Genomic DNA, 23656 nt, shown 5'->3' with positions numbered 1-23656 from the left:
TATGGAATGATAAGGTTTCTAATTAATTACCAACAGATGTTGCATACAGTCCGATCATTGCTCCTGTAAAGCCACCAGCCACATTGGTAGAAAGAATATCACCGGAAACGGTTTCTCCTACATTTGTAAAACTTTTGCCATCAATCGAATAATTAAAACGATAATCATCTCCATTGGCTGCTACTTGCAGTGTCACAGGTTTCTCTATTTCTATTTTCACCTCAGCCAGGACACTCGCTTGTCCTTTTTCGGTTCTTTGCAGCATCAGGTAATAGTCTTTTCCCTTTTTAGTGATACCGAAAACATAGTGATATCTTTCATTTTGGTAACATGTTATACCGGCAAAATCTTTCTCATTTTTCGGTTTGTACGCCATGGTCGCTGCCGCTGTAAATTGATTATGCTGCTGACGGTAGAACAAGGTAGAAGTAGGTTTCACTTCATTGATATTTGAGGTAAAAGGGATGATCCGCAACCCTTTATCGGTCATCTCAACGAAATCTTCACGAGGACCTCTAAGACCAATCCATCTTAAGTCTAATGTTTTATCAGAGAAATCATCCTTAAAGACAAAGTTGCCACTAGGCAAATAACCGTTTTCCCCTGTCTGGTTCTCTACTCCCGAAGGCATCTTCAATGTAGGTTTCATAGGGATAAGCCCATTCTCGAAAACGGGAAATGTTCCGCTCCAGTCCACCGGAAGAATAAAAGTTTCGCGTCCGGTATTCACTCTGTTCTTCTCATTGGGGCGTATTCCTAAAAATACACCATAATATTTTCCGTCGGGTCCCTCCACTAAGTCTGCATGACCAGCCCAGTCTACTTTATCCGTCCGGTTTGCAGGAAAATAACGTTGAGTTAAAATAGGATTATTATTTGCCGGAAGATAAGGTCCTTTCGGATGATCACTTACAAAAATGACTTCGCTATGCCAACCTCCGGTTCCTCCTTCGGCACACATTAAATAATAACGTCCATCTTTTTTATAGATATGAGGAGCTTCAATCCATATCGGCTTTTCTTCTATATTGACGCCACCGTTTACTATGATCCGGTCCGTTCCCGGAACCACTTTATCATTCTCCACATCATAATCCCATATTTTTATGACACGGTGTCCTGAGTAACGTTCTTCTCCCTGAGCAGGAGCATCATTATGTACCACGTATGCCTTGCCATTATCATCAAAGAAGAGAGAAGGATCAATGCCTTCAAATTGTAGTTTGATCGGATCACTCCAGCCATTCTCCGGATTCTTTGTCTTTACCACCATATTTCCAAAGCCACCTGAAAATTGAGTGGTTATCATATAAAACGTATCATTATTGGGATTATATCTTATAGCAGGAGCATATACACCTGCACTAATACCACAATCTTCAACCTTTAATTGTGACGTTCTGTCCAGCACATGACCGATTTGTTTCCAGTTGACCAGATCATTAGAATGGAAAATAGGCACCCCGGGAAACATAGCAAAAGATGAGCACACTAAATAATAATCATTACCTTTCCGCGTTATACTCGGATCGGGATAGCAACCCTGCAAAATAGGATTATAGAACTCACCCGGCTTTAAAGGATTGTTTTGATAAATAGCATCCTCCCCCTGATAAATAAATTGCGTAAAGACAGGAGCATTTTTTGTTATTTTACCCTTACCACTCACCTCCATATTAAAAAACAGCATAAAAAATACGACAAGACCCACGGATTGCCAGCCCGACAAAATCAATTTTAATGTTCTCATATTATCACTTTTTATTTTCTATAATTTCCTGTTCCATAGTAGTGTTTGCAAATGTATCGATTCGGTTTTATCATATATGTACAATCATGATACAGGCATCTATATACAGGTTACATTTATCACAGACATGTAACATGATTCTTTTCTGATGTAACAAAAAGCCTCAAAACAGAAAAATGGTAAGATAAATAACTACATTACCTATTATTTCAGCACTTTTATTCCCCATCATGTAAAAGACTGAATATCAAATATTAGCAAATATTCATTTTCCTTTAAAGGAAAGCCCCCGTTGGTTTAAAAGAAACGGAGGCTTGGTTTAAAAGAAACGACCCGTTCCTTTTAAAGGAACAAGGTCGTTCTTTCTTTATTCATTCAATAAATAAATCCGGATTGTCTATCTGTAAAAATAAACAAAATTCCAAAGCGGTATTACTGTACGTTCATTACAATCGTTTTCAACTTATTTCTATCAGAAGTTCCTCCATACAGTAATTCATAAGTACCTTCCAACGGACGCATCGTATTCGACTCTGCATCAAACCATTCAAAGTTCTCACCGGTAAGAGGAATAGCTACTGATTCAGTTTTCCCTGCCGGAATATGAACGCGTTTGAAAGCACGCAAAGTATAACGGGGACCTTCCTTATCACCCGGACGTCTCAAATAAACCTGAACCACCTCTTCTCCATCACGTTGCCCGACATTGCTTACCGGAATAGTCAATACTACATTTTCACCTTTCGCGATTGTATTCTTGCTCAATTTAGCTTCTCCATAAGTAAACGTAGTATAACTCAACCCATGACCGAATGGGAAAAGTGGTTGCTGTTGCATATATCGATAGGTACGCCCCTTCATAGAATAGTCTTCAAAGTCCGGCAATTGATTCACATCCTTATAGAAAGTGACCGGCAGGCGTCCACCGGGATTATACTCTCCCCAAAGAGCATCAACGATAGCTGTACCACCCGCCTGTCCCGGATACCATGCCTGCAGAATCGCTTCACAAGTAGTCGTTTCGGGCACTAGTCCGATAGCTGAACCGGAATAATTGATAAAGACAACCTTTTTACCAGCCTTCTTCAAAGCTTTCAACAAATCACGTTGAACGTCCGGAAGTTCAATATCCGTACGGTCACCACCCTTAAATCCGGGAACTTCTACCGGCATTTCCTCACCTTCCAGACTTGGAGAAATTCCACCAGCAAAAAGAATCACATCAGCATCCATTACTCTCTTCACTGCGAAGTTCAAGTCGATCCCGACCTCTTTGCCCAAATCAAAATCAAGTGTAGCCCTTTCATTCCGTTGTTTGAATAAAATCTCGATATGATACTCTTTTCCAGCTTTCGCCTGTAACGTATAGAGGTTCGTCGGATTCTTAACATATATTTTCTGAGCCACTTGCTCACCATTTATAATAAGAGTCACTTCACCATCCAGTTGGAAACGGAAAGCAACATCACCCGACTGCGAAGGACGAAAGACAGATTCATAACGAGCCGAGAAATTAGTAATTTCCACACCGGGCGCAAACGTAGTAGCCCCTGTTGTCGCAAAATGGAACGGAGTGGAAATCTGATCGGTAGCAACCACTTCCCCTTCACGATCACGATTATTCCAATATTCTGCCAAGAAACCGGGTTTACCATTTATGCTACATTCATCAAACAGGCTTTGGAGTGTCTTTCCGTCCACACGGTCACAACCCGGTTCGTATATGATTTGTCCTTCCGGTAGTTTGGCACGGACAGCTTCCAATAAGGTAACCGTATGTGCCGGAATACCGTTATAATTTCCCCACTGCATCACGGAGTCATTGGCATTAGGTCCCATAACGGCTACTTTCAGATGGGTATTCAGAGGCAGGATGTTGTTTTTATTCTGCAAGAGCACCAATGATTCACGGGCCATACGCAAAGCCAGTGCCTGATGTTCCTTACTATTCAACACAGAGGTTGGAATTTCCGCCCAGGCCGGTTGTTCGTCCATTTCTCCCAGTTCAAAACGTGCTGTCAACAAACGTTTCAATGAAATATCTATTTCTTTTTCGTCAATCAAACCGGCTTTTACAGCATCCGCCAGTGAAGCATATTCACTTCCACATTCAAGGTCTGTGCCTGCCCGCACAGCATCGGCCGAAGCGTGTTCCTTATCCGGGTGAGTCTCATGCGTTCCCGGTCTATAGAAATCGGAAATCGCTCCACAGTCAGAGACTACAATGCCTTTGTATCCCCATTCATCCCGCAATATTTGCATCAACAGGCGATTACTGCCACAACAAGGCTCTCCCTCAAAACGATTATAGGCACACATCACTTCCTTTACATGCGCTTTCTGTACCAAATCTTTAAAAGCAGGCAGATAGGTTTCCCATAAATCCCGGGGATCTATATTCTCCGCATCAAAACTATGCCGGTTCCACTCCGGTCCTGAATGAACGGCAAAGTGCTTGGCACATGCGTGCAGCTTATCATACCTGGCATCTTCCGGTCCTTGCAAACCACGGACTACAGCCATTCCCATTTGTCCTGTCAGATAAGGGTCTTCACCATAAGTTTCCTGACCGCGTCCCCAACGAGGGTCACGGAATATATTGACATTCGGTGTCCAGAATGTTAATCCCTGATAGCGTTTCAGCACGCCGCTTTCACCGAAAATACGCGATTTTACGCGAGCCTCATCGGAAGTGGCATTGAACACTTCATATAATAATGAATCATTAAAAGAAGCTCCCATACCGATAGACTGGGGAAAAACAGTAGCCAATCCGGCACGTCCCACACCGTGCAACGCCTCATTCCACCACTCATATTCTTTAATTCCCAGTCGAGGGATAGCAGGTGACGCATTTTGCATTAATGATACTTTTTCTTCCAAAGTCAACCGGGGCAACAAATCCTCCGCCCGTTGTTCCGCCGTTAAAGAAGTGTCCTGGTAAGGCAGCAATTGCTTACATGCCGAAAACGATAACACCAAACAAACACCCATAATCGGTATCCAACCTCTTTTCATAATATTATACTTATTAGTTATGATTAATTTGGAAACAAAAATAGCCTATTTTCCAATAAAACAATGTTTCATTGGTTACAAATACATATTTGTGTGTTACATTGACGCATCACAGAACGAATAATCAAAAGAGTCCACATCTACATAACCGCCCACAGAACGTGTAGCATAGTTAAATATGGCAAACTTACTGCCCATAAACATACGGGTGTAGTCAAATTTCATCTTGACAGGCAGACCGACAGGTATCCATGCTTTCCCATCAAGACTATAAGAAAAACGAGCCTCATCCCGTCCATTGGTAAAGTCACCTTCCACACGCAAGTAGACAAGCTCTTTGTTAAGAGGTATACGGGCTTGTTCGGTCATATCCACACGGCTAATGGCACGCTTCGTTTTCTCAAATACACTTTTCTGTTCACTCATCACAAGAGACAGTTTATTTCCGTTCTTTTCAATCGTAAGCACACCGCTGTCACCATTAAAAGCCGATAATCCTGCACGGTCACCATCTTTCATGCCCCCCAGAGAGAGACTGACAGTGCCCATACATTTCGGTCCTACCATACGTTGAGTCAACGTATTGGGAGCAACAAACAGGTTATCTACCACACGAGAGGTTTTCAAACGCAGAAATCCGGGACGGTCGGTAAGACTCCATGCCTGATCGACGGGGTTATGATTCCACTGCCAATAGAGGGAAAGCCCGGAAGCGGAAAAATCATCCGAACCGCAGATACCATCCATTGACATATACGATAAAGTGGTATCATTCGGAATGTGCCCATCCTTGTCTCCCAGCATAGGCCAACCATCTTCCGTCCATGTACAAGGCATAAGACACGGCACACGCCCTACGCCACCACGATCCTGAAAAATCAGTCCGTACCATTCACCGTTTTTCCCGTCTACGATGCATCCCTGACCAACACCGCCATGCCCGTCAAACTCCGTTTCAAGAATGACACGCTTTTCGTAAGGTCCGGTAATCTTATCGGCACGATAGCATACTTCACGACGCAGACGGCCGGGAATACTCCAATCCATAGAAATCATCAGCAAATAATATTTCCCATTATGCTTGATGACGGAACTACCTTCCAACAGCCCTTGTTCGTCAGCATCCCGTTCAAATATTTGCTGATTGATACCACCGGGAAGTACATCGGTCAAATCGGGTTTCAACTCCGTAAGCTGTCCTGTACTGTGAAAGAGATACACCCGCCCGTCATCATCAAACAGAAGCGAACCGTCATGGAAATGCGGGGGGCGCGAAAGAAGTTTCCAGGGACCGGCCGGATCTGTCGCAGTATAGACAAACCCACGTCCGGGCGCACCATTGGCTGTAAACCATACATAGAATTTACCGTCATGATAGCGGATAGATGATGCCCATTGTCCTTGCCCGTAAGCAGTGCCTTCGAGCAGATCATAACGGGGACCATCGTCAATGCGGGGAAATACGTAGCTGATAGTTTCCCAATGTTTCATGTCCGGCGAACGCATGATAGGCGCTCCCGGCATCAGGTGCATAGTAGTGGAAACCATGTAAAAGTAATCACCTGCGCGACACACCGACATATCGGGCACGTCAGCATAAAGAATAGGATTACGGTATTGTGCTCCGGCTGATAGCGGAAAGAACAATGTAAAAAGAGTACACAGTAGAATAGTGTTGATTTTTGTTTTCAGCATAATCATCGTTTTTTATTAACTGGCTACATTATCTATTATTTGAAAGCTAATTATTTAAAATGTTTCTTGTTATCTTCCACATCACAAAAATAGAAAATGCAAACAGATATATTGCCCAAAGTATGCTACATGATTTCTTTGTGATGCTACATATCGAATGAAGAATGTTACATCTATATTTACTCATGTTACATCACCCTATCTCCCAAAGAGAGGAGACTGTATTCAGCCTCCTCTCACTTATTACATACCCGAAACAACAGGCATCAACAACTATTCTTATTACAAGAACTTATCAGAACTCAACCAGTATGCGGAACACCTTTCCCGGATTAGCCGTCCATTCCTGCATAGCTTCCAAAGCTCCTTCCGGTTTGGCAATCTTCGAAATCAGTTCTTCCACCGGACAGTTGCCTTCTTTCATATAATTAATAACCGCACGGAAATCGGCAGGTAACGCATTTCTGGAACCACGGATATCCAGTTCTTTCTGAACGAAATATTTCGTTTGGAAAGCTACTTCGCTTTTGGCATAGCCAATGCAAACGACCCGTCCTGTAAAACCGACTTCATCCACCGCCATCACATAAGTGACCGGACTGCCGACAGCTTCAATCACCACATCGGCACCGAAGCCCTCCGTTATCTGTTGCATCCGTTCGTGTACATTTTCTGTCTTGGAGTTAATCACATGAGAAGCACCTACCCTTTTCGCCAGTTCCAGTTTCTCGTCATCCAAGTCGACAGCAATGACCGTTGCCCCTCTCAAAGCAGCACGTACAATGGCACCGATACCGATCATACCGCAACCAATAACCATCACATATTCATTATCGATCACCTGCGCACGAGATACCGCATGGAATCCGACACTCATCGGCTCAATCAACGCACAATCGCGAGGAGAGATATTACCAGCCGGAATAATCTTCGTCCAAGGCAATACGGCATATTCGCACATCACTCCATTGCGCTGTACCCCTAACGTTTCATTATGCTCACAGGCATTGACACGACCATTACGACAGGAAGCACATTTACCACAATTGGTATATGGATTCAATGTCACGTTCATCCCTTTTTCGAAGCCGGCCGGAACATTCGGCCCAACCTCCTCAATCACCGCTCCTACCTCATGTCCCGGGATTACCGGTAACTTCACCATTGGGTTACGTCCTAAAAAGGTATTCAGGTCGGAGCCACAGAAACCCACATACTTGATTCTTACTAATACTTCACCGACACCAACGGTCGGTTTTTCCAGTTCAACCACCTTCATTTCGGAGGGATTGACAATTTGAACTGCTTTCATTGGATATGTTTGATAAATAAATTTATTAATCGATTACTTTATAACCTTTCCAACCATAATATGCACAGAAGACAAAGCAAATCATCGGTACACAATAGGCCATATAATAGATATGCTCATTGGCATGCATGAAATAAGCCGTCAACTGTGGCAGGCAGGCATTGCCGACAATAGCCATTACCAGAAATGCCGAACCACTCTTTGTCTGACTCCCCAGTCCTTTTAGCGCCAATGAGAACTGCGTGGGGTACATTATAGACATAAAGAAAGAGATAGCCAACATTGCGTATAACCCGATCATACCTCCCCATATCATCACTGCCCCGCACAAAAGAATATTCATCAAGGCGTAAACCAGTAGCATATCCTGTGGACGGAATTTCACCATCAATCCGGTACCGATCCAACGCCCCAAAAGAAATGCGAGCATATACAATCCGAAGAAAGTAGTCGCCGTATCTTCCGGCAATCCGGCATAAGTACAACAGTAAACCAGGAACAGACTGTTTATCGCCGTCTGTCCACCGTTATAGAAGAATTGCGCAATCACTCCCCACCGCAAGTGTGAGTGCTTCAATACACCGAAGTCTATCAATTTTTCTTTCTGGCTGCCCTCTTTCGTTTTACCCGAAGAAGTCATTTTATCGGAAGAAGCCGTTTCTCCTTCGTCCCCAATCTTCGGCAATTTTGAAAAGACGAAGACAACAGCTATGGCAATCAACAGTATAGCCAATATCAGATAAGGAAGTTTCATGGCATCCGTTTCCAATTGGATATAGGCCTGCCAGCCTCCCGGATAATCTACAGGAAGGGTCTCTCGCGTGTAATGAGTTCCGCTAAGGATGAGCTTACTCAAAAACATGGCAGCGATAAAAGCTCCGAGTCCATTGAAAGACTGCGCCAGATTCAATCGGCGGGGAGCTGTTTCGGGGGCTCCTAAAACCGTCACATACGGATTGGCAGCTGTCTCCAGAAAGCACATTCCCGTAGCGATAATAAAGAAGATACAGAGGTAAGCCCAATATTCTTTTAAAATGGCGGCGGGAAAGAAAAGCAGGCCTCCGATTGCAGCCAATACCAGTCCGAAAATAATTCCCGCCTTATAGCTGTAACGTTTCATAAACATCGCTATGGGGATGGGGAAAATAAAATAAGCCAACCAGTAGGCAGTCTCGGTAAAGGAGGCTTCAAAGGTATTCAGTTCACATGTCTTCATCAATTGCCGGATCATTGTGGGAAGCAGATTGCTGCTTATCGCCCACAGAAAGAAAAGGCAGAAAACCAACGCTAAAGGTATTGTATATGTATTCTTTTTCATGGTATAAATCTAGTTTTACGATAAGGATGTTTTCTCTATCATTCGGACATGTTCTTGATGTAAGGAAGTACGGGGAGATCCGTGAATCTATAGAAGTTCCGGGCATTTTCTCCCAAAAAGAGTCTTTTGTCCTCTTCCGTCAACTCGGAAGACTTCACCACAAAATCGTATGACATCTTGTAGGTGATTGCTGTAATGGTGCGCGGATAGTCCGATCCCCACATCAGTTTCTCCATGCCAACTAAATCCGCCGCTTCCCGAATGGCTTTCACTGCTCCTTTGAAAGGATAAAATTCATCATTGAAAAGCCAGGTGATTCCGCCGGATTCAATCATCACATTAGGATGACGTGCCAGGCGGATTTGTTCTTTCCAGCCCGGACGTGTCACCATTCCGAAGTGTCCGACAGCTATTTTTAGGCGGGGACATTCCTGAATAATCTCTTCCATTTCGGAAACCTGTGTTGCTCCGTCAGCCAAATCGATGGAAAGCATGACATTCCGTTCTTCCATAGAATGAAACATCTGCATCATTTCCTCATTATTCAGCATTACCCGTCCCTCTTTTAACAACAAGCGCTGGGCAGGGATTTTTATAGCCTTAAAACCTTTGGCTATAAGCTCTTTCGCCTGCTCCAAAAATCCAGGTTTACGAAACTCACACATTCCGCAAACAAAGAAACGGTTGGGATAATGGGAAACGACTTCCGACAAATAATCATTCTGAATACCGTCAATAAACTCTTGAGTAATGACAGCCGCAGCCACTTGCGCATAGTCCATATTCGAAAGAAAAACTTCCGCGCTATTCACACCGTCTACCATAAAGGGCGGAACCATTTGCCGGATTTCTCCCATAAATTCCGAACGGCCATTTTCCAAAGTCCGGATAGGCAATCCGTCCACAACAGTATCCTGCCGTAACCACAGATGGGCGTGCGCATCAATAATTGTATAGTCCATACGAATGACGCTGTTTTATGAGTTTGCCCAACTTACACGTTTCTGCTCTCCGATAATCTCCTGCACTTCCCGAACGAGTTCCCAGTCAATAGGTTCTTCGATGAAAGCGATGTTCTTTTTCACATTCTCCGGATTAGTTGTACTAAATAAAGTCGTTGCTATACGGGGATTGCTGACGGAGAACTGCATAGCCAGCTTCTCAATCGGATAATTCTTAGCTTTGCAATGTTCCATTGCTTTACGGCAAGCCTCTACCAAGGGTTTGGGAGCCGGATGCCAGGCAGGAACACCACGTTCACTCAACAGTCCCATTGAAAGGGGAGAAGCATTAATCACGCCGATTTCTTTGGATTCGAAGTAGTCCAGGAAGTCTGCTAATTTATCATCACACAGGCAATAATGACAGAAGCTAAGCACAGATTCAATCGTACCGCTTGGTGAATGGTCAATTACCCATTTCAGGTTTTCAAGTTGCAAGTCGGTAATTCCAACGTGTCCTACCACTCCTTTTTCACGCAGTTCGACCAAAGCAGGCAGAGTTTCATTAACTACCTGATTCAAATCGGCAAATTCCACATCGTGCACATTTATCAGGTCGATAAAATCTATATTTAAACGCTCCATGCTCTCATATACACTTTCTGTCGCACGTTTTGCAGAGTAATCCCACAGGTTCACTCCATCTTTTCCATAACGTCCCACTTTGGTAGAAAGGTAATAACGGTCGCGAGGAAGATCTTTAAGCGCCTTCCCTAAAACAGTTTCCGCTTTATAATGTCCGTAATAAGGAGACACATCTATAAAGTTCATTCCTGCTTCAACAGCAGTAAACACTGCTTGAATTCCTTCTTTTTCTTTCAAATCATGGAAAACTCCTCCCAAAGAAGAAGCTCCAAAACTAAGAGATGATACTTTCATCCCTGTCTTTCCGATTTCATGGTATTGCATACTTTTAGGTTTTAAATCATTTTGTATGCGACAAAAATAGGTCAGTAATAGTTTCAGTGCAGCAGAGAGCGGTCGAAAAACCAACGTAACGGTTTACGTAAAAAATATTGCTTCAGATGCTCTTAATTTTCCGGGAATGTGCTTTCTTTGTAAAAAGAATCTAAGTTGCAGACTTTCAAATGGAAAACCGGAAACATACTTCACTCAAAGATCTCGCCCAAGCATTGGGGGTATCAATTCCTACTGTATCCAGGGCACTAAAAGATAGTCCGGAAATCAGCCGTGAACTTTGTACTAAAGCAAAGGCACTGGCTAAAGAGATGAACTACCGTCCCAATCCTTTTGCCATGAGCCTGCGGAAAAATGCGCCACGTATCATTGGAGTGGTAGTCCCGGATATTGTCACTCATTTCTTTGCATCAATTCTGAATGGAATAGAGAATATGGCTATTGCCAACGGATATTTCGTGATTATCACGACCTCACATGAGTCTTACGAGCACGAAAAAAGAAATATTGAGAATCTGGTCAATATGCGCGTGGAAGGTATCATTGCCTGTCTGTCTCAAGAAACAACCGATTTCTCCCACATCTCCGCCTTGAAAGACATTAATATGCCACTTATCCTGTTCGACCGTGTTTGCCTGACCGACCAATTTTCATCGGTGATAGCAGACGGGGCACAATTCGCACAGATGGCTACACAACATCTCCTGGATAATGGAAGCGAGCGGGTAGCTTTTATCGGAGGAGCTAATCATCTGGATATTGTAAAGAGAAGAAAACATGGCTATCTGGAAGCCTTGCGTGAGAATCGTATTCCGATCGAAAAAGAGCTGGTAGTCTGCCGGAAGATTGATTATGAGGAAGGCAAGATTGCCACAGAAACTTTACTGTCACTTCCACAGCCTCCGGATGCTATTCTTGCCATGAATGACACATTGGCTTTCGCAGCAATGGAAGTTATCAAAAACCATGACCTCCGGATTCCGAATGATGTGGCAATCATCGGGTATACAGACGAGCAGCATGCTAATTATGTGGAACCGAAATTATCAGCAGTATCACATCAGACCTATAAAATGGGAGAAACTGCCTGCCAACTACTTATCGATCAGATAAAAGGAGATAAGACTATCAAGCAGGTGACGATTCCGACACATTTGCAGATTAGGGAGAGTAGTATAAAATACGATAAGAAAAAATAAAAAACAAGACACGATTTATACCTAAAAAGAAAAAGTTATTTGACGTTCTATAAACAATCAAATAACTTTTTCTTAAATAACAATATATTTTTTAATCTTTTGACGGCTCCGACTTCTTCTGAATACTATCTGCATCAAGCAGTTGAATATCAAAAATCAAAGCTGAATAACCAGGAATGAGAGTTGTATTACTATTTCCAGTACTGCCATAACAATATTTCCAAGGTATATATATCAACCAACGTTCACCAACTTTCATATGAGGTATCGCTTCTTTCCAGCCTTCTATTACGTTACCTGACAAATCGAATGACACTGGAGGGGTATCTGGTTGAGAGGCATTCGAATCTCCATCCACCGGATCAGCTCCCTCAAAACCATCGAAACGTTCACCCAATATATTCGTACCTTTATAGAAAGCCTTCACAACCGCTGTGGATGTCGGCTTCTCTCCGAGAACTTCCGTATGTACGCTATTCACAGTAATCGGAGTTTTCGTCTTATAATAAATATAATCATTGCCTTGTTCCACTTTAATCCGTAGTAACAGGGGGTCAGTTCCCGCTTCAAACACATTTGCCAAAGAATCAATAAATGATTCATTGCGTGAACGCCAATTATCATACTTGTCTACTGTTTCCGTTTCACTGCAAGCAGTGAACGCAAGAGCCAGCAATACTAAGGAGAATAAATAGATCTTTTTACTCATTCGTCAAAGGTTTATTGTAAAGTTTTCAATAGAGAAGTGATGCTTACTCTGTCTGCAATAATGTTATTCAGTTCAGAGATAGCTACACGCTCTTGTTGCATGGTATCGCGATTACGCAATGTCACGCAGTTATCTTCTAATGTCTGATGATCGACTGTTACACAGTACGGAGTACCAATAGCATCCTGACGGCGATAACGCTTACCGATACTATCTTTTTCGTCATATTGGCAGTGGAAGTGGAACTTCAGGCTGTCAATAACCTCACGGGCTTTTTCAGGCAGACCGTCTTTCTTTACCAACGGCATAACTGCCAGTTTCACCGGAGCCAAAGCAGCAGGCAATTTCAGAACCACACGGCTTTCACCATTCTCCAATTGCTCTTCGCAATAAGATGCGCTCATGATGCTAAGGAACATACGGTCAACACCGATAGAAGTTTCGATAACGTACGGAGTATAAGACTCGTTCAGTTCCGGATCGAAATATTTGATGCTCTTGCCGGAGAACTTCTCATGTTGAGACAAGTCGAAGTTAGTACGAGAGTGGATACCTTCCACTTCTTTGAATCCGAACGGCATCAAGAACTCGATATCAGTAGCGGCATTTGCGTAGTGAGCCAGTTTATCGTGATCGTGATAACGATAGCTTGCATCGCCGAAGCCAAGAGCTTTATGCCATTTCAGACGGATTTCTTTCCATTTCTTGAACCAGTCAAGTTCAGTTCCCGGTTTTACAAAGAACTGCATTTCCATCTGTTCGAACTCACGCATACGGAAGATGAACTGACGGGCAACGATCTCGTTACGGAAAGCCTTACCAATCTGTGCGATACCGAAAGGAACTTTCATACGACCCGTCTTCTGTACATTGAGGTAGTTTACAAAAATACCCTGTGCAGTTTCCGGACGAAGGTAAATCTTCATTGCTCCTTCAGAAGTAGAACCCATTTCAGTAGAGAACATCAGATTAAACTGACGAACTTCTGTCCAGTTCTTAGTACCGGAGATCGGGCATACGATTTCTTCATCAATAATGATCTGGCGCAATTCGTCCAAATCACCATCGTTCAGAGCTTTAGCAAAGCGAGTGTGAAGAGCGTCACGTTTTTCCTGATGCTCCAATACACGTCCGTTGGTAGAACGGAATTGAGCCTCATCAAAAGATTCGCCGAATCTCTTGGCAGCTTTCGCTACTTCTTTATTGATTTTATCGTCATACTTAGCCAGCTGATCTTCGATCAACACGTCAGCACGATAACGTTTCTTAGAGTCTTTATTGTCAATCAAAGGGTCATTGAATGCGTCTACGTGTCCGGAAGCCTTCCAGATAGTAGGATGCATAAAGATGGCAGAGTCGATACCGACAATGTTCTCGTGCAACAGCACCATGCTGTCCCACCAGTATTTCTTGATGTTATTTTTCAATTCAACGCCCATCTGACCGTAGTCATACACAGCGCCTAGTCCGTCGTAGATATCGCTCGAAGGGAATACGAAACCATACTCTTTGCAATGCGATACAAGCTTCTTAAAAACGTCTTCTTGTGCCATTTTCTTTTCTATATCTATTAATTTGAATTTGCTTTTTTCGTAAAAAGTGCCACAAAGATAGGGATTTATCTCATAAATAAGACAGGGAGGGTATTAATTTATCTTATTTACCCAACAACCACTTCCAAACCGGTATTACCTCAATCGCACATTTTTCCAACTCAATCCGTTCTTCATCGTCATACGTTATTATCAATAACTGCCGACATTCAAATACCTTATTCAATTTTACTAATGCCTGAACTTCCCGTTGGAAAGTCTCATCAGAGAGATTCATGGTATAACAGACCTGTATAGCCACTCCTGTATCAGGCAAATAAAAATCAACCTCTACATTTCTATTATAAAAGAATACAGCATCGTCCGTCCCATAACGCCGCAATAGTGTCACAGCAACCAAATTCTCAAGCAACGAGGTATCAGCATCCAAAAGAAGCAAATTGAGAATGCCATTATCCGCAAAATAATATTTCGGATTAGTTTCACGCTCCACCAATTTATCCGCAATATTTTGTATAGGAATCAGCAAGCAAGCATCTTTGGCATATTCCATGTAGTTAATGACAGTATTCTTCGATATTTTCACTCCGGTTGAAGCAACAATATTAGTTATACGAGTAAACGAAACCGGTTGCTTTATACTTTCGGCCAATTTGCGGAAAAGGATGCGTAAAGCAAAAGTATTTTCGATGGAATGTCTTGCAGCAATATCTCCTAAATATATCTTTTGGTAAACACTTGTCAGATAATCCCGTTTTGCGGCAAGCGATGCCCCTTCCGGAAAACCACCGGAACGAAAATAATCATTGAATATACGCTTTATTTCTGCCCGGCTCTCTGTTGCAAACAAAGAATTCTCTGTAACTTCAACCCCATTAGCATAAAGAAACTCTTTAAAATCATAAGGGTATACATGTACTGTAATGTATCGTCCCCCCAAAGTGGTAGCTACATCCTGACTAAGCATTTTAGCATTGCTTCCTGTCACATAAGCCCTATATTTATTATCAGCCAATCGCCGAACAAACTTGTCCCAACCATCAATATTCTGAATTTCATCCAAGAAAAGCATCGGCCTGTCTGTTGACATCTCGGCATGTACTTCCAGTATGAGATTTAAATCTGCCGCCGTCATTCCAATCAAACGTTCATCTTCAAAGTTCACATATAGCATTTCATTCCAAGTATGCCCACTATGCAAAAGTTCCTGTATCCGTTGATAAAGTAAAAATGATTTTCCTGCTCGCCGGATACCTACAAATACATAATTTCCAAACTCTTCAAACTGAAAGCTACGAGGTATAACTTGATGTTTGACCACCTCATTTCTATTATCTAATAGAACTTCTTTTAGTATTTCTCTTCTAATCATATTTCAAGATATTGTTCTAACCACTGAACAAATATAATCTAATTCTGTTCAATTAACAAGACAATATTGTTTTTTATTCAACTATTCGTCGATTTCCGGCTCTTCCACAAAAGGAATTCTTCTGTATTTGTGTTATCCCTACATCCGATATTTCTAATAGTTCATAAAACTGTCCAAAAGAGAAGCCCAAGCCTCATTAAGTAGTGGCAGATTTTGTTCGCGGGCAAGAACAATGTCGCATTGGCGACAGAAATCTTCCAAAAGTGCTTCGGTTTTAGCATCTTCCACTTGTATTCTTTGAGGTTTACCGGCATTCCGACGAAAAATTTCAGCAAGTTCCATAAGCATTAACACAGGACTTTTCTCGAAATCATCTCCACAAAAAAACAGGGAACAGATATTCAGAATTCGCATCTATACAAAGCAATATAGCCGGAAAATAAGGAACCTCATCCACTTTGCTCTCTACAGGAGCAGGTGCATGAACAATCCGCAGTTGCAAAACGCCAGATGCGGGAAGAGACTTCACCATACTTGTGAGTATATCATTTTCGAACTTCACCACAGCATACCTGTCCTGCACAAAAGCAGGCAACTTAACGGTACTCCATTCGTATGTTCCGTCAGCGGCAGGAATAAGGTAAGGAACAAGTTTTCCCCCTTTCATCGTGGGATAAGCCCCTTTGATGTCGAACCCAAGGGTTTCAAATTTATGCATTGCCAACTGCTCATCCACAGCAATTGCTGCACGAAGTGCTTCAGTAATGTCGCGAGCATCTTTCTCACATGTAATGCCATATTGCACCTTGTACGGTTGAAACCGAGTAAAATCCGGCCATCCTTTGGAACGACAAATCTTCAGACCAGCGTCAGTGGTATATCTGCGAATTATTTTCTTCGTCGCATCATCCAAAGCAGAAGCTGCCACAAAGTCACAATTAATGCAGTCAAAAGTCATCACAGCTTCAAACGTCTCGCAGCCAAAAGTTTGCTGGCTGCCCATTTTCAAAGTCTTCAAATAGGTTGAAAAACCTTTCTTGCCTCTAATAGAATCCAAGGGAGAAATGCTCACCTGCATTGCCCATTACGCTACAATAACCCGTCTCACCATCCGACAAGCGAAAAGCGAACACATCACTGTCAGTTAGTTTTTCCCATAAACAAATGCTGCGAAAACGAAACGCAGCCTCAAACATTTCATCAGTAAGTATCATATTTTTAGTCCAAATTTTATTTGATTACAAATAAACAATAAATTTATCGGTTTCCCTAACTTTACTATTTTTTTCTGCTATAGAAACCTCCAACCTGCTCTCGAGTATTAATTTATCTTATTCCTGAACTTCTTCATCGATTTCCGGTGCCACCATACGGTCATATTCTTCCCGCTCCTGCTCCCGGTCCGCTTTCTTCATTTCTTTGGTAAGCATCTCTTCGGGCATATACAGATTAAAAGGAATACGCATACATTTCATTTTTTTCACTTCCCGGCTAAATTCAGGACAAGCCACGAAATAGACACGTGAAACGGACACCTTTCCCGGAGTTACCTGTTCGGGGCGTTCAAATCCCGGACTGGTCAGTGACGTATGGAATGTGCCAAGTCCTTCGATAGTAACCGGCTGTCCGATAGACAATAAACTACGAATAGCATCAACCATTTCCGTCAATATACCATCTATCTGCCCACGATGGAATCCACTCCGTTTTTCCATGTACTCGGCAAATTCTCTATTCCGAATCGGATCTATCAGTTTTTTGGGTACACCATACCATAATTCTTTTCTTTCTCCCGATGTTAAATCGGCTTTTTTTCTCACTACATAAGGCACTGCCATCGTCTATACTCCTTTCTTTTTTCGTTTATACTCGCGTTCTATTTGACACCCGGGTGTCAACACCATTGAGACCCGGGTCTCAGACATACCAACACCCGGGTGTCAGTGCTCATGAGACCCGGGTGTCAGATAAGTGTTGGCTGCAACAAAATTAAGTCTTTATTATAGGAAAACAAAGGAATTCTTCTATATTTGTGCATCACTACATTATACTAAAGAAAAACATAGAACTATGATTAAGATTCTTCTATTGATAGACTATTCAAGCGAATTTGACAGGAAACTGCTACGGGGACTTGTCCAATACTCCAAAGAAAACGGCCCCTGGCTCTTTTACCGGCTACCTTCTTATTATAGCGCAATGCATGGTGAACAAGGCATTTTGAAATGGGCGAAAGAATGGAAAGCCGACGCCATTATCGGTCAGTGGAATAATGATACGATCGATTTGCAGAAGGAGCTGAATATTCCGGTAGTACTACAAAACTATCATCACCGGAGCGTCACTTACTCTAATTTGACAGGCGACTATAAAGGAACGGGAAGAATGGCAGCCCAGTTTTTTGCCAAAAGAATGTTTCGCAATTTTGCTTATTTCGGTGTTAAAGGGGTGGTTTGGTCTGACGAACGTTGCGAAGGGTATCGGCAGGAAGTAAAACGTATCGGAGGCGAATTTTTCAGTTTCGAATCGGATAAACAAGAAGATGAAATACGAATGGAAGTCAGCCGGTGGTTACAGGAACTTCCCAAGCCTGTTGCCTTATTCTGTTGTGATGATGCACATGCCTTGTTCATTTCCGAAACTTGCAAAATGACGAATATACCGATTCCGGAGGATATTGCCTTATTAGGTGTGGACAACGACGAACTGATGTGTAACATTTCCGACCCTCCCATTTCATCCATAGAGCTCGAAGTAGAAAAGGGAGGATATTCTATCGGCAGACTGGTCCACCGACAAATAAAGAAAGAACATGAGGGTACTTTCAATATTGTTATCAACCCTATCCGTATCGAATTGCGACAATCTACGGAAAAGCACAATATCAAAGATCCCTACATACTGGAGGTTGTGAAGTACATAGAAACCCATTACAGTTCCGACCTGACCATAGAATCTCTGCTTGCAAATATTCCATTATCCCGCAGAAACTTTGAAGTGAAATTCAAAAATGCACTGAACACTTCCATATACCAGTATATTCTGAATTGCCGGTGTAATCATCTTGCAGACTTACTACTCACAACCGACCGACCATTAGCCGATTTAGCCATAGAAGTCGGCTTTAAGGATTACAATAATATCTCACGTGTCTTTAAAAAATACAAAGGATGCCCACCACTTGAATATCGCCAAAAGAAGACTAGCCAGAGATAACCTTTCGTTTTCTGAAGATTAGTTTTCGGATTTAGATTGAATAATATTCCAGTAATTCCGCACTTTTGCCAAGTAAACATCAAATATCTTGATATTATGAAACGAATCTTTCTAGCAACCGGACTATTATTTTTTATATTCCAACTATTATCAGCTCAAAAAACAATACGTATCTATCCAACCGATGATACTTACATACATGGTGGAAACAATAAAGCGAAGTATGACCGTGTGCAGGGATTAGATGATCCCTTACAACTGAAAAGTTATTATAATAAGGCAAAAGTATATCAATACACGACTTATCTCAAATTCGACCTAAGCAAAATGTCTGCAAATCCGGAATGGATACAAAGTATCAAATTGCATATATACGGAAAAAGTCATAGTAAACGAGAACATATCTTGAACGTTTCTTTAACGAATAGTACTTCATGGGCAGAAGACGACCTTTGTTACAACACACATAAGGAAACGGGGAAAAACAAATTTATTACAAATACAAGAGAAGTGCCGGCTGACGGGAAATGGATAACTTGGGATTTAACCGGAAAACTCCAAAGAGACAGTCATCTCAAAGGCAATCTTATCACATTGGAGATCTGTGACAGCACTAATATAAAAGATGAATCGGGAAAAGGTGATATTGTTGTTTTCAAATCGAAAGAAAACAACAAGACATATAGACCTTATCTTGAAATCACTCAACTAAACAAAGATCACATTTTATTATCCGATATAAACATTAATGGTTCTACGATTGAAAACTTCTCTCCTTATCAATTGAATTATACAGTAAAATTGAAAGCAGATGCGAAAGCAATACCTTCCGTAGAAGCCTGCCCGTTCGTAAAAAGCGCAAAAGTAAATATAGAAAGTTCCAATCAACAATCACCAAACGATAGAGAACAGACAACGATTATTTCCGTAAAAAATAAGGGAGAAAGCTTAAATTACAGTATTCATTTCATAAAAGCCCCTATTACTTCAACAACTACAATAAAACAGATTTCAATAGACGGAGAAAAAATAGAATTTTTCAAACCGGGGAAAAAAGAATACCGTTACTACTTACCTTATAATTACAAGCAACAAACGCCTCTAATTTCCATTACAAAAGAAAATCCTAATCAACAAGTTAAAATTACTCCTCCTCAATCCTTGACCGGCAAAAAGGAAGAAAGAACAAGCTATATACAAATAATAAGCGGAGATAGAAAAAACAGCAACACTTATAGAATAATCTATGAAATCCTCCCGCCACTGGATATTTTCATCTGTATAGGACAATCCAATATGTGTGGAAGAGGATATATGGATGAATCAAAAGGTGATTTAAAACCTGTGGACAATACCTTCCTGCTCACTCCCGCACTCAAATGGGAAATTGCATCAAACCCTTTCAACAAATATTCTTCTGTACGTAATGATATCAGCGTACAACAAATAAGCCCTTCGTATGGATTTGCTCATTATCTAAGTCGGCACATTCATTCCAAAATCGGCATGATCGTGAACGGAAGAGGGGGGACATCTATATCCGAATGGACAAAAGGTAGCGGCATCGGACTTTATGAGGCCGCTATCGAGCGTGCGAAAGAAGCACAAAAATGGGGAAGAATAAAGGCAATATTATGGCATCAGGGAGAAGGAGACGACAGGTCAATCTCTCCTGATGAAGACTGGAGTAATCCTTCCAAATATCCATGCAGACTTCGAGAAATGATTACTAATTTCCGAAAAGATCTCAACGAGCCTAATCTTTGGTTCATTGCAGGAGAACTCGGGCACTGGAGAATAGATTCCAAGACTCAACATTCCCGTTCACAAAACTTCAACAATATGATTCGTCAGATCAATAAACATATACCATACACAGATTACGTCAAGGCTGATGAACTTGTATCCAGAGGAGATCTTTCCGATTCCCACTTCAGCAGAGAAAGCTGTATTACATTAGGAGAACGATATGCACAAAAAGTACTCCAATACATATACAATAAAGAAAAGATTGCAATATATGGTAACAAGTTCAATACTCTTACCTTTAAAAATGAATTAGCCGCTAATAACATTGAGCCTTCATTTCTGACAAGAGCCGAACTAAATACACTTTCCATAGATAAGGGGGCTTTGCTGTTATTATCCGGAGAAACTCCACTCCCACCTGAAAGCCGAATAGCCATTAATCGCTATTTATCAAACGGCGGCAATATTATCTTAGTTGGCGACAAAGGATTCGATTATACCCCACAAGCTACCGATGAAGTCCCTTTAATTAAGTTCTCCGATCGATCTTCTTATCAAATAAGTCGTGAAAAGAAGGATTTTAAGGCCGGTTCTTTGGAGAAAGCAATCATCAACATCATCACATTACCTAATGGAAAAGAAGCTTTAGAATTATCTACGACAAGAAAAGCCATGCATAGTACAATGATAAAGATACCCGTTCAAGATAAAGCCAAGCCGGAACTCTCACTTTTAACATTCAATGCGAAAGGTTCTCCATATATGGATTTACTAGCGATAGAAATAGTTGACAATGCAGAAAAAAGATGGTACAACTTTATCAAACTAACCAATACATGGGATAAATATACTATTTCATTCGCAGATTTTGTACCTGAAGATTATAACAACCCCAATGAGGCTTATAGATTATTGCGGCCTGAAAATATCAGAACAATATCCCTCGGTGTGAATTTATTAACTGTATGGCGCGAGAAAGAAATGCATTGGGCAGTCAGCAGCTTATCCTTAGCCAAAAACAAAAAAGATATTTATGCTCCTACCTCCGCCTTGAAACCCATGGAAATTCCGTTTAAAGAAAATAACATTTGTTTCCCTACCTGGCTATTCGATCCATTTTGGGGAGAACGAAATAATTTTCAACCTTATCCCGGCAGTAAGATGGGAACTGACGTCAGTTCCAAATATGATACAAAAAAGAAACGCGAAAGTCGTATTATTCCAATTCATTCCCATTTTTCCTCTCCCAAAGCTGAGCAACCGATTGCTAATCTTGAGTTATATGCCGGAGGAGAATATAAAGGTTCGGCGGTGGCAACATTCAATCTTCCGCCAGCAACAGTCCTCAAGAACCAAGAAAGCCGGAAGGCCCTTTCCAACATGGCAAACTATCTCCTGAAGAAACCTAGAATCATCGCAACCAAACTAAATACCTGTACAACAACCCAAGGTACATTTCCACAATTACGTGTTACCATCAAGAACCCCTTACACCAAACAATGACCGGTACACTACATATTGAGATTGCCGGAAAATTATTATGCAAAGAGAGTAATATCATAATTACTCCCCTGAGAACCAAAGAATACGACATCGTTCTTCCTGAAATACCGGAAGATTTTCCTTTTCAGCATTTCAATTGGCAAATAACGCTAACAACTGATGAGGGAGGAATAACAGATACTTTCTGTGATTCGGTTGACGTAGAAAAAGCAATGCTTTATGCGTTCAAACATCTGATACGCAACCAACAATTTTACCCGGACGGGCGTATCAGTCATCATTATTTCGGAGATGCTTACGGAGTAAGAGCCATGTCTGCCTATCTGCATTTCTTACAAAAAGAGAAACATTGTGGCGCACAAAGCAATAATACTTTACCAATCGTAACTTCTGAAGAAATAGAAAATTGCGTCTTTCGGTTTTATGACATGTTAGCTGACAGACAATCCGAAGACGGCAAACTCCCCATGGGATATTTGGAACATTCAGGCGGATATAATGTTGCAGATGGTGGACAAATAGCCCTTGCTATCGCACAATCCTTACGCTACATAACAGATCCTGTACGAAAAGGAAGATATCAGAGGTTGTGTTCACGCTTCTTTAATTGGGCGGAAACTTTTTATATAGACAGTATACGTTCTGCTTCATTGAGAGAAAGTCACCCCCAGGAGTTTGCAAAAGGGCATGCTAACGAAGGAATGTACGGATTGGGCAAATATGGGAAAAAGAAAATACAAACAGGACCATCCTGGGTAGGAGCAGATATTCTAGCTTTTCAACTCTGCATGGGAATCTTACAGAAAGACTCTACTCAAATGCAATACCAAGCAATTGCAAAACGCAATGCCAATTATTATGTCAAAGCAACATACCCTGCCTCGGGCTACTACCAAGCAGAAGCCTTGTTCTGGGTACGCCTTGCACTACACGATGATAACCTGAATAAAATTATAGATGACAACCTGAGGCGGACTTTCCTCCCGCCTTTATTAAAAGGACGTGAGAATGAGATGTACTTACGAGGAGGACGTTGTACTTTAAATGCCTTACCACTAATATACTATAGAGAATACATCCAAGATTCACCGGAATTACGGGCTGTTTTATTGAAATATATCTGGGCATTCGGTTCCGAAAGTTCATTCAGTTCCATGAAACGTTTATCAGAAGCTTATCCTAAGGCCGTACACGGAGAGTCTTTGGCTGTCTCCAAATATGCAGCATTAAGTGCTCTTTGGGCCATGGAGTTATTAGTGCCAGGTTCTACTATTTTGCAAGAAATGAGGAATTCCCAGAATATCTTTAGCGTAAAATGAGGATTGATTTGCGTATTTCCACT

The 23656-nt window shown here is 41.7% G+C and carries 17 protein-coding genes; 3 read left to right on the top strand and 14 right to left on the bottom strand.

The genetic code is table 11. From position 1 onward, the window contains the following. Positions 1-22: 22 nt before the first annotated feature. The 7 genes from KSX81_RS14460 to KSX81_RS14430 form a co-directional block, all read right to left on the bottom strand. Positions 23-1750: a glycoside hydrolase family 43 protein gene (locus tag KSX81_RS14460; protein ID WP_118418516.1), complete on the bottom strand. Its 1728-nt coding sequence runs from the start codon at positions 1748-1750 to the stop codon at positions 23-25. 432 nt (positions 1751-2182) lie between these two features. Further along, positions 2183-4768 (bottom strand): xylan 1,4-beta-xylosidase, encoded by a 2586-nt coding sequence (gene xyl3A, locus KSX81_RS14455; RefSeq protein ID WP_004322254.1) that lies wholly within the window; start codon positions 4766-4768, stop codon positions 2183-2185. A 96-nt stretch (positions 4769-4864) separates the two neighbouring features. Then, positions 4865-6463, bottom strand: coding sequence for a glycoside hydrolase 43 family protein (locus tag KSX81_RS14450; protein WP_004322255.1), 1599 nt, complete (start codon positions 6461-6463; stop codon positions 4865-4867). Positions 6464-6758: 295 nt separating this feature from the next. Continuing rightward, the gene (locus KSX81_RS14445) at positions 6759-7775 is read right to left on the bottom strand and encodes a zinc-binding alcohol dehydrogenase family protein (protein ID WP_004322256.1); all 1017 of its coding nucleotides are present in this window, start codon (positions 7773-7775) and stop codon (positions 6759-6761) included. Between the two features lie 25 nt (positions 7776-7800). Further along, positions 7801-9093, bottom strand: a complete 1293-nt coding sequence (fucP, locus tag KSX81_RS14440; protein ID WP_149939020.1) for an L-fucose:H+ symporter permease — start codon at positions 9091-9093, stop codon at positions 7801-7803. Positions 9094-9131: 38 nt separating this feature from the next. Continuing rightward, positions 9132-10055, bottom strand: a complete 924-nt coding sequence (locus KSX81_RS14435; protein ID WP_004322258.1) for an amidohydrolase family protein — start codon at positions 10053-10055, stop codon at positions 9132-9134. Positions 10056-10070: 15 nt separating this feature from the next. Continuing rightward, entirely contained in the window at positions 10071-11003 is a 933-nt protein-coding gene (locus KSX81_RS14430; RefSeq protein ID WP_004309617.1) for an aldo/keto reductase, read from the bottom strand. A gap of 179 nt (positions 11004-11182) precedes the next feature. Between KSX81_RS14430 and KSX81_RS14425 the strand changes: the two genes are divergently transcribed. Beyond that, positions 11183-12211 carry a LacI family DNA-binding transcriptional regulator gene (locus tag KSX81_RS14425; RefSeq protein WP_217725438.1) on the top strand — a complete coding sequence of 343 codons (1029 nt, stop codon included), beginning with the start codon at positions 11183-11185 and terminating at the stop codon, positions 12209-12211. A 91-nt stretch (positions 12212-12302) separates the two neighbouring features. On the opposite strand, the gene KSX81_RS14420 is transcribed toward KSX81_RS14425, so the two are convergent. From KSX81_RS14420 to KSX81_RS14390, 7 genes are all read right to left on the bottom strand, one after another. Beyond that, positions 12303-12920: an FKBP-type peptidyl-prolyl cis-trans isomerase gene (locus KSX81_RS14420; protein WP_149939014.1), complete on the bottom strand. Its 618-nt coding sequence runs from the start codon at positions 12918-12920 to the stop codon at positions 12303-12305. An 11-nt stretch (positions 12921-12931) separates the two neighbouring features. Then, positions 12932-14473, bottom strand: coding sequence for a glycine--tRNA ligase (locus tag KSX81_RS14415; protein WP_118418512.1), 1542 nt, complete (start codon positions 14471-14473; stop codon positions 12932-12934). Between the two features lie 103 nt (positions 14474-14576). Then, complete coding sequence (locus KSX81_RS14410; protein WP_149939012.1) at positions 14577-15845, bottom strand: ATP-binding protein; 1269 nt, start codon at positions 15843-15845, stop codon at positions 14577-14579. 153 nt (positions 15846-15998) lie between these two features. Beyond that, entirely contained in the window at positions 15999-16187 is a 189-nt protein-coding gene (locus tag KSX81_RS14405; RefSeq protein WP_149944000.1) for a DUF6930 domain-containing protein, read from the bottom strand. A 28-nt stretch (positions 16188-16215) separates the two neighbouring features. Beyond that, positions 16216-16848, bottom strand: a complete 633-nt coding sequence (locus KSX81_RS14400) for a hypothetical protein (protein ID WP_151923484.1) — start codon at positions 16846-16848, stop codon at positions 16216-16218. Between the two features lie 40 nt (positions 16849-16888). Further along, the gene (locus tag KSX81_RS14395) at positions 16889-17059 is read right to left on the bottom strand and encodes a hypothetical protein (RefSeq protein WP_153882653.1); all 171 of its coding nucleotides are present in this window, start codon (positions 17057-17059) and stop codon (positions 16889-16891) included. A gap of 117 nt (positions 17060-17176) precedes the next feature. Continuing rightward, positions 17177-17683 carry an HU family DNA-binding protein gene (locus tag KSX81_RS14390; RefSeq protein ID WP_004299627.1) on the bottom strand — a complete coding sequence of 169 codons (507 nt, stop codon included), beginning with the start codon at positions 17681-17683 and terminating at the stop codon, positions 17177-17179. Between the two features lie 232 nt (positions 17684-17915). Between KSX81_RS14390 and KSX81_RS14385 the strand changes: the two genes are divergently transcribed. Next, positions 17916-19061: a xylose operon transcription regulator XylR gene (locus tag KSX81_RS14385; protein WP_055235191.1), complete on the top strand. Its 1146-nt coding sequence runs from the start codon at positions 17916-17918 to the stop codon at positions 19059-19061. 96 nt (positions 19062-19157) lie between these two features. Then, positions 19158-23633, top strand: a complete 4476-nt coding sequence (locus KSX81_RS14380) for a sialate O-acetylesterase (RefSeq protein WP_151923485.1) — start codon at positions 19158-19160, stop codon at positions 23631-23633. Positions 23634-23656: the final 23 nt, after the last annotated feature.

This window comes from Bacteroides sp. MSK.18.37 (assembly GCF_019129155.2).
Taxonomy (GTDB): domain Bacteria; phylum Bacteroidota; class Bacteroidia; order Bacteroidales; family Bacteroidaceae; genus Bacteroides; species Bacteroides ovatus.
The sequence above is the reverse complement of the archived record's forward strand: the minus strand, read 5'-3'. Positions and strand labels throughout refer to the sequence as shown.